At 70.1% G+C, this 12702-nt stretch carries 8 protein-coding genes and 4 pseudogenes; 8 read left to right on the top strand and 4 right to left on the bottom strand.

Translation table 11 applies throughout. The features are described 5' to 3' along the window. Positions 1-52: 52 nt before the first annotated feature. Positions 53-1153 carry a serine hydrolase domain-containing protein gene (locus tag CES90_RS04215; protein WP_189782965.1) on the bottom strand — a complete coding sequence of 367 codons (1101 nt, stop codon included), beginning with the start codon at positions 1151-1153 and terminating at the stop codon, positions 53-55. 152 nt (positions 1154-1305) lie between these two features. Here CES90_RS04215 and CES90_RS04210 point away from each other — a divergent pair. The 3 genes and pseudogenes from CES90_RS04210 to CES90_RS04200 all read left to right on the top strand — a co-directional run. Next, a pseudogene (locus CES90_RS04210) lies at positions 1306-2095 on the top strand (serine/threonine-protein kinase); the annotation flags it as partial. Between the two features lie 483 nt (positions 2096-2578). Continuing rightward, entirely contained in the window at positions 2579-3976 is a 1398-nt protein-coding gene (locus CES90_RS04205; protein WP_189782966.1) for a glycoside hydrolase family 16 protein, read from the top strand. 176 nt (positions 3977-4152) lie between these two features. Further along, positions 4153-4729, top strand: a pseudogene (locus tag CES90_RS04200) (transaldolase family protein); the annotation flags it as partial. Between the two features lie 44 nt (positions 4730-4773). Here the strand turns inward: CES90_RS04200 and CES90_RS04195 are convergent. Together CES90_RS04195 and tnpA are read right to left on the bottom strand one after the other, a co-directional pair. Continuing rightward, positions 4774-5982 carry an RNA-guided endonuclease InsQ/TnpB family protein gene (locus CES90_RS04195; protein ID WP_189782967.1) on the bottom strand — a complete coding sequence of 403 codons (1209 nt, stop codon included), beginning with the start codon at positions 5980-5982 and terminating at the stop codon, positions 4774-4776. Beyond that, positions 5979-6407 (bottom strand): IS200/IS605 family transposase, encoded by a 429-nt coding sequence (gene tnpA / locus CES90_RS04190; RefSeq protein ID WP_189782968.1) that lies wholly within the window; start codon positions 6405-6407, stop codon positions 5979-5981. The genes CES90_RS04195 and tnpA overlap by 4 nt, the downstream gene beginning before the upstream one ends. Before the next feature lie 149 nt (positions 6408-6556). On the opposite strand from tnpA, the pseudogene CES90_RS04185 reads away from it, so the two are divergent. The 4 genes and pseudogenes from CES90_RS04185 to gnd all read left to right on the top strand — a co-directional run. Next, a pseudogene (locus CES90_RS04185) lies at positions 6557-7138 on the top strand (transaldolase family protein); the annotation flags it as partial. Continuing rightward, positions 7135-7293 (top strand): hypothetical protein, encoded by a 159-nt coding sequence (locus CES90_RS04180; RefSeq protein ID WP_189783201.1) that lies wholly within the window; start codon positions 7135-7137, stop codon positions 7291-7293. The pseudogene CES90_RS04185 and the gene CES90_RS04180, both read left to right, overlap by 4 nt. Next, positions 7290-8210 (top strand): glucose-6-phosphate dehydrogenase assembly protein OpcA, encoded by a 921-nt coding sequence (opcA, locus tag CES90_RS04175; RefSeq protein WP_189782970.1) that lies wholly within the window; start codon positions 7290-7292, stop codon positions 8208-8210. The genes CES90_RS04180 and opcA overlap by 4 nt, the downstream gene beginning before the upstream one ends. A gap of 1 nt (position 8211) precedes the next feature. After that, positions 8212-9090 (top strand): phosphogluconate dehydrogenase (NAD(+)-dependent, decarboxylating), encoded by an 879-nt coding sequence (gene gnd, locus CES90_RS04170; RefSeq protein WP_189782971.1) that lies wholly within the window; start codon positions 8212-8214, stop codon positions 9088-9090. A 201-nt stretch (positions 9091-9291) separates the two neighbouring features. Here gnd and CES90_RS04165 read toward each other — a convergent pair. Beyond that, positions 9292-9652: pseudogene (locus tag CES90_RS04165) on the bottom strand (aminoglycoside phosphotransferase family protein); the annotation flags it as partial. Between the two features lie 179 nt (positions 9653-9831). Between CES90_RS04165 and CES90_RS04160 the strand changes: the two are divergent. Next, the gene (locus CES90_RS04160) at positions 9832-12702 is read left to right on the top strand and encodes a peroxidase family protein (protein ID WP_189782972.1); all 2871 of its coding nucleotides are present in this window, start codon (positions 9832-9834) and stop codon (positions 12700-12702) included.

Genomic DNA, 12702 nt, shown 5'->3' with positions numbered 1-12702 from the left:
GGCCCCCTGAGCCGTCGTCAGGGGGCCGGAGCGCTCTTGTATGTCTTGTGTGTCAGACCGAAAGACCCTCGTAGACGGCCGCCAGGATCATGAAGCCCCGCTCGTCGCCGAGACCGCCCGGGTCGATCATCTGGTTCATCGTGTACGCGACGGACATCCGGGCGTCGAGGTCGACCAGGACGACCGAGCCGCCCCAGCCGCCCCAGAAGCAGGTGCGGGGATTGGGCAGTTGGCCGGCGTTCAGGCCGTAGCCCATGCCGTAGCGCATCGGTACGCCCAGGACGCGGTCCGTGCCGTTGAACTGCTCCTCCAGGGCCCGCTCGCACCCCTTCTCCGACAGCAGCCGAACGCCCCGGGCCGCTCCCCCGCAGGCCAGCAGTGACTGCACGGCGGCGACCGAACGGGCGTTGCCGTGACCGTTCGCGGCCGGGATCTCGGCGCGCCGCCAGGCGAGGGTGTTGGCGGTGTCCGGCGGGATGGCCGGGTTGGGCGGCACGTCACCCCGGGGCGGGGACGAGGGCGGCGCGAGGATCGGTGCGACACGGTGATCGTGTTCGGCGGCCAGGCCGATGTGGAAGTCGGCGCCCAGCGGTCCCGCGACCTCCTCGGCGAAGAAGGTGCCCAGGCTGCGACCGGTGACCCGGCGTACGACCTCCCCGACCAGATACCCCTGGGTGACCGCGTGGTACCCGGCTTCGGTGCCCGGTTCCCAGGCCGGTGCCTGCGCGGCGAGCCGGGCGGTGACGGTCGGCCAGTCGTAGAGGTCGTCGATCGTCGTCGGCGCGTCCCAGACATGCAGCCCGGACGTGTGCGAGAGCAAGTGACTCACCCGTACGCCCTCCTTGCCCGCCGCGGCGAACTCGGGCCAGTACGCGGCCACCGGTGCGGCCAGGTCCAGCTCACCGCGGTCGGCCAGGATCAGCGCGCACAGCGCCGCCATCGTCTTGGTGGTCGACCAGACGTTGCCGATGGTGTCCCGCTCCCAGGAGACCGTGCGGCCGGCGTCGACATACCCGCCCCACAGATCAACCTCCGGCTCCCCATCCACGTAGACGGCGACCGAGGCCCCGACGTCCTTGTCGTCCAACGAGGCCGCCAGCGCTTCCCGCACCGGGGCGAATCGATCCGTGCATGTGCCGTGGGTGTCCGCCATGGGGCGAAGCTAGCGGGTGGTTCGGGGGGCGGGCCATCGAATAAAGGGTCACAGCAGTCGTTTCAACGCCAAGGACAGGCCGGTCCGCCCCCGGTTCGGCTGAACGCCTGGGCTGCCTGCCGCAGCTGCCGTACGAATGGGCGTGGTGGGAAATGCCGCTGAGTGACGACGGTCCCCTCGTCAAAGGCGGGTACGAGCTGCTGGATCGGCTCGGTTCCGGTGGCATGGGTGTCGTCTGTCTCGGGCGGTCCGCGTCGGGGCGGCTGGTCGCGGTGAAGCTGGTGCACGCGCAGTTCTGCGAGGACGAGGAGTTCCGCTCGCGGTTCCGGCAGGAGGCCGCGGCGGCCCGCAGGGTCAGCGGCGCGTTCACCGCGCCGGTGCTCGACGCGGATCCGGAGGCCGATCGGCCCTGGATGGCGACCCAGTACGTGCCCGGCCCGACCCTCTCCGGGCTCGTCCGCAAGGAGGGCCCGCTGGACGCGGCCCGGGTGAGGCCCCTCGCCCTCGGGCTCACCGAGGCGTTGCGGGACATCCACCCAGGCCGGTGTCGTGCACCAGGACCTCAAACCGGCGAACGTCCTGATGGCCGAGGACGGTCCGCGCGTCATCGACTTCGGTATCTCGCGCGCCTGCGACAACCAGGCCCTGGCCAGGACCGGCCGGGTGATCGGCACCCCGCCCTTCATGTCGCCGGAACAGCTGCGCTCGCCCCGGGACGTCACCGCCGCCTCGGACGTGTTCTCGCTCGGCTCGCTGCTGGTGTACGCGGCCTGCGGGAACAGTCCGTTCGAGGCGGAGAGCCCGTACATGGCGGGCTATCAGGTGATGTACGAGGAGCCGGAGATGGATTCGGTGCCGGAGCCGCTCAGAGCCATCACCGCGCGCTGCCTGGCGAAGGATCCGGCGGCCCGTCCGGACCTCATCGAACTGCACCACCTGCTTGACCTCTCCGCTCCGGCGGTGTCGGCGGCGCGGGACGAGGTCTACTTCGCCAACCGGTTCGGCCGGCTGCTGGGTCTGGACGCCGCGACAGGCGCCGAGTTGTGGCGCACGGGCCCGCTCGACGATCCGGGCGACATCGCGGCCGAGGCCCCACCGAGCGTGCTGCTCGTCGGGGACGCGATCGTGGCGATGGCCGGGGACACGGCGTTCTCGGTGCGCCCGGACGAGCCGGAGGCCCGGTCATCGCCGGCGGGAGCGAGGCCGGCCGGGGACTGACCGCCCGTCGCCTCGTCCCTTTGATGCGCACCTTCACATCATGAACTCGCCGCAGAGGTACGGACTTTCTCCGCTTTGACTCTTGACGACCGCAGAGACGGAGCGCACATTGTCCGCACGCTCATCCTTGAGAGCGCTCTCAGAACGGGACTCCACGGAGCGCTCCCCCACCCGCGCACTTCACTCCGTACACCTGAAGAGGCCGCTATGAGTGAAAGCTCCGAACCTTCCGGCATACCCATCAGACGCCGTCGCCCGCTCCGGCGCGTACTCCTCGCCGTCGTCAGCGCGTTGGCGCTGGCCACGGCCGGGGCGACGGCCGCGCAGGGTGACGCGCCCGCGCCGCCCACCGGCTGGACCCGGGTCTTCGTCGACGACTTCAACGGCACGGCCGGCACCGGCGTCAACACCTCCAACTGGCAGTACGCAACCGGCACTTCGTACCCCGGCGGGCCCGCGAACTGGGGCACCGGTGAGGTCGAGACGATGACGAGCAGCACGAACAACGTCTCGCTCGACGGCAATGGCAACCTGCGCATCACCCCGCTGCGCGACTCGGCCGGCAACTGGACCTCGGGCCGTATCGAGACCAACCGCACCGACTTCCAGCCCCCGGCGGGCGGGAAACTGCGGGTCGAGTCCCGGCTCCAGATGCCGAACGTCACCGGCACGGCCGCCGAGGGCTACTGGCCCGCGTTCTGGATGCTGGGCGCGCCGTACCGGGGCAACTACCAGAACTGGCCGAGCGTCGGCGAGCTGGACATCATGGAGAACGTCCAGGGCCGCAACCAGGTGTGGGCCACGATGCACTGCGGCACCAACCCCGGCGGGCCGTGCAACGAGACGACCGGCCTGGGCAACTCCACGGCCTGCCCCAACACAACCTGCCAGTCGAGCTTCCACACCTACACCATGGAGTGGGACCGCTCCGTGACGCCGGAGACGATCCGGTTCTCCGTCGACGGCACCCGGTTCCACTCGGTCAACGCGAGCCAGGTCGATGCCACCACCTGGAACAACGCCACCAACCACGGCTTCTTCATCATCCTGAACGTGGCGATGGGCGGCGCATTCCCCGACGCGTTCGGCGGCGGCCTGGACGGCGACACCCGCTCCGGTGTCCCCATGGTCGTGGACTACGTTCAGGTCCTCTCGGCCGCCGGGAGCACCACCACGCCTCCACCGTCGGGCACCCGTGACGCGTACAGCGCGATCCAGGCCGAGTCGTACGACAGCCAGAGCGGCGTCAGTACCGAGACCACGACCGACAGTGGCGGCGGCCAGAACATCGGTTCCCTGGCCAATGGCGACTGGGCGCTCTTCCAGAACGTCGCCTTCGGTTCCACGGCGGCCACCCAGTTCATCGCCCGGGTCGCCAGCGGCGCGGGCTCCGGTGTGAGCGGGCTCGTCGAGGTACGCCTGGACAGCCGTACCAACGCCCCCATCGGCAGCTTCTCGATCGCCAACACCGGTGGCTGGCAGTCGTGGCGGACGGTGCCCGCGAACATCAGCGGGGTCACCGGCACCCATGACGTCTACCTGACCTTCACGAGCGGTCAGCCGCAGGACTTCGTGAACGTGAACTGGTTCAACTTCCGTCGCTGAACGGACCTGTTGGCCGTATGGCCGTGCGCCGTATGGTCGAACACCGAGGGGCTCCACGCGTGCGTGGAGCCCCTCGGCAGTTTCCATGCGGAGTCATCGCACCGCAGCGAACGTCGTCACCACCGCGAGGGAATCACTGTCGGCCGTCCGTGGTTGACGCGACCGTCTGAAGGAAGATGATCACTGTGACCTCCGAGGCAACCGAAGCGGCCGCCGCCGCGGACCCCCTGAAGCGCCTCTCCGACGCGGGCGTCTCCATCTGGCTGGACGACCTTTCCCGCGAGCGCATCGCCTCCGGGAACCTCGCCGACCTCATCGAACACCGGCACGTCGTCGGCGTGACCACCAACCCGTCCATTTTCCGGGCCGCGATCGGCGCGGGAGTGGGCTACGAGGGGCAGCTCGCCGACCTGGCCGTGCGCGGGGTCGCGGTCGACGAGGCCGTACGGATGATGACGACCGCGGATGTCCGCGCCGCCGCCGACATCCTGCGCCCGGTGTACGACGGGACCGCCGGCCGTGACGGGCGGGTCTCCATCGAGGTGGACCCCCGTCTGGCCCACGACACCCGGGCGACGATCGCCGAGGCCGAACAGCTCGCCTGGCTGGTCGACCGTCCGAACGTGATGATCAAGATCCCGGCGACGAAGGCCGGCCTGCCCGCGATCACCGAGGTCATCGGCCTCGGCATCAGCGTCAACGTCACGCTGATCTTCTCGCTGGAGCGCTACTACGAGGTGACGCACGCCTATGTGACTCCACCCACGCGTAAACGCGCGGGCTTCCTGCGTCGGTGGTTAAGCCGCCGCGCAGAGGACCAGCCCGGCCCTGTTGAGGACGTTCGTCGCGCCGACGTGGTCCGCGTTCGCCGCGAACCCACACGCCGTGCATTCGAACTTCGCTTGGGTGACGCGGTTCTCCTTCGCGACGTGCCCGCACTCGGGGCACGTGCGGGAGGTGTTGCGCGCGTCCACCGAGACCACGAGGCGACCGGCACTCTCAGCCTTGTTCGCCAGGATCGTCAGGAACTGCGCCCAACCCGCGTCGAGGATGCTGCGGTTGAGCCCGGCCTTGGCGGCGGCGCCGTTGGGGAGACACGCGCCGTCGTTGTCGGGGTGGGGCTTGGCCTTGGGGGCGCGGGTCATGCCCGCTGTGTTGAGTCGCTCGTGCGCGATGACGTCGTGGTCCCGCACGAGGGTGCGGGCGGTCTTGTGGTGGAAGTCGGCGCGCTGCCGCCGGATCTTGCCGTACAGCTTGGCGACCTTCCGGGCCGCCGCGCGGTGGCGCTTGGTGCGCTGCCGGGTCCGCTTGGGGAACATCGCGAGGTGCTGTTGCGCTTCGGCCAGTTCGTCGGCCATCTCCTGGAGGAAGCGCGGGTTGGCGACGTGTTCGCCGTCGGAGGTGGTCAGGAAGTGGGCGATGCCCATGTCGATGCCGACGATCGCCCCGGTGGGCGAAAGCTCCTCGGCGGGGACCTCGTCGCAGGCGAGGACGACGTACCAGCGGTTTCCCTCGCGCTTGACCGAGATCGTCCTGACGCGGCCCTGCACGGGCCGGTGCTGGTGCACGCGGACGTGCCCGACGCCTTGGAGGCGCACGCGGGTCTGCGGGTCGTGGGGGGTGGAGTCCCAGCGGCAGCCGTCGCCGTCCTTCGGGACGGTGACGGTGTCGAAGTGTCCGACGCCCTTGAAACGCGGGTAGCCCGGCATGAGACCGGCCTTGACGCGGCGGAAGAACGCCTGGAATGCCTTGTCGAGGCGGCGCAGGGTGGCCTGCTGGGAGGAGAACGACCAGCGGCCCTGACGCTCGGGGTCGAATGCCCGGATGTCCTTGAGCTGGGCGGACTGGTCGCCGTAGCGGACGGTGCTCTTCGAGGCGTGCCGGTAGGCGTCCCGGCGTTCCTGGAGAGCGCCGTTGTACAGGGAGCAGTGGTCGGCCAGCATCTCGCGCAGTGCGACGGCCTGACGGGCGGTGGGGCGCAGGAGGAACTTGTACGCGCGGATCACGAGCCGTCCCCCTTCTTCCACGGGCGTTCCCACTGGGTGTTGATGTACTTCTCGACCGTCGCCGCCGACACGGCACCGGCCGATGCCGCGAAGTACGACGACGACCACAAGGTGGGCATCCGCGACTTCAGGTGCGGGAACTCCTCGCGCAGGACGTGGGAGGTGAAGCCCTTGAACTGGTTGGCCACGTACGAGGCTGACGACTTCGGGTCGTGCTTCACGAAGAGGTGGACGTGGTCGGGCATCACCTCAAGGGCGATGATCTCCCAGCCGCGCTCGTCTGCCTTCTGCCGGATCAGTTCGTCCAGCCGTGCCGCGACTGGGCCGCCGAGGACCGGACGGCGGTACTTCGGGCACCACACGATGTGGAGCCCGAGGTCGTACACGCCGCCGGAGAATCGGCGAACCTTCCTGGTCACGGCCATGCGATCACTATACACACGCCGCAGGTCTAATGCGGCAGAAAGGCGGCACAGGTGAACAGTGCAGATCCGTGCACCCAGTTGAGGTCAGAGCAGCCCAGAGAAACCATTCCCCACCCCGCTAAAGCGGGGCGTCCCCTGGCTAGACCCTGATGGCGGGCCTGGTGAAGGCGCAGGCGGCGGGCCTCGACCTCACGGCCATCCACTCCGTCGCCTCCTTCTTCGTCTCCCGCGTCGACACCGAGATCGACAAGCGGCTGACACTCCTCGGCACGGACGAGGCCCTCGCCCTCAAGGGGAAGGCGGCCCTCGCCAACGCCCGGCTGGCGTACGAGGCCTTCGAGGAGGCCTTCTCGACGCACCGCTGGGAGGCCCTCGAGAACGCGGGTGCGAACCGGCAGCGGCCCCTGTGGGCCTCGACCGGCGTGAAGGGCCCGGAGTACAGGCCCACCCTGTACGTGGACGAGCCGGTCGCTCCGGGAACGGTCAACACCATGCTGGAGGCCACCCTGCACGCGACCGCCGAGCACGGTGTCGTCCGCGGCGACACGGTCACCCGCGGCTATACGCAGGCCCGTGCCGACCTCAGGGGCGTCGAGGCGCTCGGCATCTCGTACGCCGAGGTCGTGCGGCAGCTGGGGGAGGAGGGCGTGGCGAAGTTCGCGACGGCGTGGCAGGAGCTGCTGGACGCGGTGACGAAGTCCCTGAACAGCAAGGGAGTTGACGAGGAATGAGCACCGGGCGGAGCACGCAGTGGCTCCGGGACGTCACGATGGACTTCGCGTACGGCGAGTCGTGCACCGAGTCCAGCCCGGAGGCGTACGAACGGCTGATCCTGGAAGCCCACGAGATGCTCGCACGAGATGGACGGAGCTGGCGCAGGCCATGAAGATCGACCTGAGCGACACCACGGCAAGCAAGATCAACAAGGCCCTGGTGCAGGGCCGCCGGGCCATCGGCACCCCCGCCGTGGGCATGGTCCTCACGATGGTGATCGTGACGGACGAGGAGAACGCCTACGACTCGATCAAGGCGGCCGAGGAGGCCTCGCACGAGCACCCCTCGCGCACCCTGGTCGTCATCAAGCGGCACGCCCGCACCCCGAAGGACCGCACCAAGTCGCACCTGGACGCCGAAGTCCGCGTCGGCGCCGACGCGGGCACCGGTGAGACGGTCGTGCTGCGGACGTACGGCGAGGTGTCCGACCACGCCGACTCCGTGGTCCTGCCGCTGCTGCTGCCGGACGCGCCGGTCGTCGTCTGGTGGCCGGTGGACGCGCCGGACGTACCGGCCAAGGACCCGCTGGGGGCGCTCGCCCAGCGCCGGATCACCGACATGTACGCGGTGGAGACCCCGCTCGCCGCCCTTGAACAGCGGGTCGCCTCGTACACCCCCGGGGACACCGACCTCGCCTGGACCCGGCTGACGCCCTGGCGTTCCATGCTCGCGGCCGCGCTCGACCAGGCCAGGACGGAGATCACCTCGGCCGCCGTGGAGAGCGAGGCGGAGAACCCGAGCGCGGAGCTGCTGGCCCGCTGGCTGGAGGCCCGCCTCGGCGTCGAGGTCGAGCGGGTCACGACCGCCGGGCCGGTGGTGACGGGTGTGCGTCTCGGCTCCGAGAAGGGCGAGATCTTCATCGACCGCCCCGAGGGCCCGCTCGCCACGCTCACCCTGCCGGGCCAGCCCTCCCGCACTCTCGCCCTGAAGGTGCGCGCCACCTCCGAGCTGATCGCCGAGGAGCTGCGGCGCCTCGACGCCGACGACATGTACGCCGTCGCCCTGCGCGGCGGCACCAAGGAGAACTGACATGCAGCTGGGACTCATTGGCCTCGGCAAGATGGGCGGCAACATGCGCGAGCGGATCCGCCGCGCGGGCCATACCGTCATCGGCTACGACCGCAATCCCGATGTCTCCGACGTGGGCGGTCTGGCCGAGCTGGTCGAGCGCCTCGACGGCCCGCGGGTGGTGTGGGTGATGGTTCCGGCGGGCGCCGCCACGCAGTCCGTCATCGATGAGCTGGCCGACCTGCTCTCCCCCGGTGACACGGTCGTCGACGGCGGCAACTCCCGCTGGACGGACGACGAGAAGCACGCGGCCGAGCTGGGCGCGAAGGGCATCGGCTTCGTCGACGCGGGCGTCTCCGGTGGTGTGTGGGGTCTGCAGAACGGCTACGCCCTGATGGTCGGCGGCGACAAGGAGCACGTCGAGCGGCTCCAGCCGATCTTCGAGGCGCTCAAGCCGGAGGGGCCGTACGGCTATGTCCACGCCGGCAAGGTCGGTGCCGGGCACTTCTCGAAGATGGTCCACAACGGCATCGAGTACGCCATCATGCAGGCGTATGCCGAGGGCTGGGAGCTGCTGGAGACCGTGGAGTCCGTCACGGACGTCCGCGAGGTGTTCCGGTCCTGGCAGGAGGGGACGGTCATCCGTTCCTGGCTGCTCGACCTCGCCGTCAACACCCTTGACGAGGACGAGCACTTGGAGAAGCTGCGCGGGTACGCGGAGGACTCGGGTGAGGGACGGTGGACGGTCGAGGCCGCCATCGACCACGCGGTGCCGCTGCCGGCGATCACGGCGTCGCTGTTCGCCCGCTTCGCCTCCCGCCAGGCCGACTCCCCCCAGATGAAGCTGATCGCCGCGCTGCGCAACCAGTTCGGCGGCCACGCGGTGGAGTCCAGCAAGTAGGGGTTCGCCCCCGCCGCCCCTACCCTCCCCCACTCTCGGCTTCGCTCGAGCGGGGGGACCCCCATCATCCCCAGGGGCTGTGCCCCTTCAACCCCCGCCGGAGAGCTCGGGAGGTTGCGGATGTTGGGCGTCTGCGGGTCGTTCGTGGTTGCTCGCGCAGTTCCCCGCGCCCCTGAAGGGGCGCGGGCTAGCTGTCGGCGAGGCGACGTCCCAGAGGGGGCGGCCCGGTGCCGCGAGGTCGAAGTCGATCAGGGCACAGGCGTCGCAGCAGCTTGCCCACGGACGCGAGCGCGGGCTCCGTCAACGCCCAGGACGGGAACGGCGGCAGCACCACCTCACCGGGTACGAAGGTCAGCTGCTCACGGCCGTCCGAGGTGAGGCGGACGGGAAGCGGGCCGCCTTCGAAGCCATGGTGCCGCAGCGCGCGGAGGCGGGTGTGGAGGGCGGGGCGCGGTACTCGGCGCCGGGCGGTCGACCACGGAACCCCGCCGGAAGACCGCCCCGCGTTCACCGTGCCGCCGACCAGCGGTTCCCCGTTCGGCGCATCGCCCTTTTCACCCATTCGAACACTCCCACGACATGCCGGATTGCGAGGGTCATCCTCATTATTGTCAGATGTGTACATGGCGTGAACTGTCGCTGTGGCCGAACCCTGCCGCCGGTAGCGTGCGGCCTCTGTCCCGTATGCATCCCGTACGCATCCGTACGCGTCCGCACGCGTCCGTCCGAAGGAAACGACCGATGGCCGAGACCGGGCAGCACCATCAGCGATACGAGCGGTACGAAGGCGGCAGCCCCGAGGCCGAGCGGCGCGTCTTCGAGCGGTTGGCCCGGGAGCTGATGGAGGTCCAGGTCAGGAACCGGCGCGCCGGGGGTGGCGGGATCGCACGGGCGTTCCATGCGAAGGCCCCGGTGGCGGTCGAGAACGCGCGGCTCCGCTTCCACGACGACCTCCCGGAGGCGCTGCGGGTCGGTTTCGCGCAGCCCGGCGCCGACTATCCGGCGACGGTACGGCTGTCGAACGCGAGCGGTATCCGGCAGGGCGACGGCTCGCCCGACCTGCGGGGCGCGGCCGTCCGCGTGCGGGTGTCGGACGGCGAGAGCCATGACCTGCTGGCCACCAGTTTCCCGGTCTCGCACGCGAGCGACGCGCGGGAGTTCGTGGCGTTCGCCAAGGCCATGGCGGGGGCGCGGACGCCGTTGCAGAAGGCGTTCGGGCTGTTGGTGAAGCTGCCCCTGGCGGTGGGCCTGAAGACGGCCGCGCGGATGCGGCGCAATGTGCAAGCCGCGACCCGGCGCACCGTCAACTCCCTTGCGAACGAGACCTATTGGAGCAGAGGGGCCATCCTCTGGGGTGAGGCGGGGCCCGTGCGGTATCTGCTGCGGCCCGCGCCCGGTACGCCGCCCGCGCCCGCGCCCGACCGCCGGGATGCCGACTTCCTGCACCGCGAGTTCGCGCGGCGGCTCGGCCAGACGGACGTGGCGTTCGATCTGTGCGTCCAGCGGTACGTGGATGAGCGGCGCACGCCGATCGAGGACGCGGCGGTGGAGTGGAAGGACGAGGTGGCGCCGGCGGTGCCGATCGCCCGGCTCACCATCCCGAGCCAGGAACTGGACGGCGCCGAGGCACGGGCGGCGGCGCGGCGGATCGAGGACCTGACGTTCAACCCCTGGTACACGACCGACGATTTCCGGCCACTGGGAAACATCAACCGGGCACGGAAGGCCGGGTACCAGGCGGGCGGCGCCCATCGCCTCGGGCTGCGCTTCGTCACCGAGGAACCCTTGCGCAACAGGGTGCTCGGCCGTCCCGTGGGCGCCCTCATCGGGGTGCTGAACCGCGTCGTGCCCTGGCATCGGCTGCCGCTGTCGCTGAGCCTGCTGAACCTGGTGTTCCTGCGGAAGGTGCTGCGGCGGCTGAACCTGATCGACACCGAGGTGCGCGAGGCGCCGCCGAAGGCCCAGCCCGTGCCGGAGCCGATCCCGGAGCGGCTGCGCACGGAGCGGTCGTACGACGGGACGTACAACGATCTGTCGGAGCCGAGGATGGGGGCCGTCGGTGCCGCGTTCGGACGGAACCTGAAACCCGACTACCGGCCGGACCTCTTCGACACGCCGAATCCGGTCACCGTCAGCCGCCAGTTGCTGCACCGCGAGAGCTTCGTGCCGGCGACCTCGCTCAATGTGCTGGCGGCGGCGTGGATCCAGTTCCAGGTGCACGACTGGGTCAACCACCGCCGCCACAATCCCGGTGACCGTAGTGTCGAGGTGCCGCTGCCGCCCGGACACGGCGGCGGCTGGCAGAACACACCGAACGGGCCGGCCGAGAACGTGATGCGGTTCGCGGAGAACGAGGGCATCGAACGGCCCGGCGAGCCGCCGATCCTGTTCGCCAACAGCGCCTCGCACTGGTGGGACGGCTCAGAGGTGTACGGCGGGGACGAGCAGACCGCGCGGTTCCTGCGCGAGCCGGACGGGGGCGCGGGGCTCCGTCTGGAGGACGGCCACCTGCCGGTGAGCGGCAACGGCATTCCGCTCACCGGGTTCAACGAGAGCTGGTGGATGGGGCTCAGCGCGATGCACACGCTGTTCGCCCGCGAGCACAACGCGGTGTGCGACGCGCTGCGCGCCGAGTACCCGACGATGAGCGAGGAGCGGGTCTACCAGACGGCCCGCCTGGTGGTGTCCGCGCTGATCGCGAAGATCCACACCGTGGAGTGGACGCCGGCGATCCTCGCCACCGAGGCGATCGACGTCGCGCTGCGCACCAACTGGTCCGGCCCGCCGAAGAACTGGCTCAACCAGCTGGGCCTGTGGCTGTTCGAAGCGCACTCGCTGACCGGCATCCCCAAGACACTGCCGGACCATCACGCGGCGCCGTACTCCCTCACCGAGGACTTCGTCACCGTCTACCGCATGCATCCGCTGATCCCGGACGACTACGAGCTGCGCGAGCACCAGTTCGGGCGGCGGCTGGAGACGGTCGGCTTCCGGGACATCCAGGGCGGTGCGGCCGAGACGCAGATCCGCAAGACGGGGCTGGCGAACTCGCTGTACTCGTTCGGGATCGCCCACCCGGGCGCGATCACCCTGCACAACTTCCCGCGCTCGTTGCAGCGGTTCGAGCGTGACGGGGAGATCGTCGACCTGTCGGTCGTCGACCTCGTGCGGACGCGCCGGCGGGGCGTGCCGCGTTACAACGACTTCCGGGCGGGGCTGCACAAGGGGCGTATCCGTTCGTTCGAGGAGCTGACGGAGAACGCGGAGACGCTGGCGCGGCTGAAGGACGTCTACCGCGATGTCGACGAGATCGACACAGTGGTCGGTCTGCTTGCGGAGAACCCGCCGACGGGCTTCGGTTTCAGCGACACCGCGTTCCGGATCTTCATCCTGATGGCCAGTCGGCGCCTGCAGAGCGACCGGTTCCTGACGGTCGACTACCGGCCGGAGGTCTACACACCGCTCGGCATCGACTGGGTCGAGAAGGGCGGCATGAACTCCGTCGTCCTGCGCCACTGCCCGGAGCTGGCGCCGCTGCTGCCCCGCGGGGCGAGCGCGTTCGCGCCGTGGCGGACGGTGCGGCCGACGAGCGACAACGGCGGTTCACCATGA

The sequence above is a fragment of the Streptomyces capitiformicae genome (assembly GCF_002214185.1).
Lineage (GTDB): Bacteria > Actinomycetota > Actinomycetes > Streptomycetales > Streptomycetaceae > Streptomyces > Streptomyces capitiformicae.
This window is presented reverse-complemented; position numbering and strand designations above follow the sequence as displayed.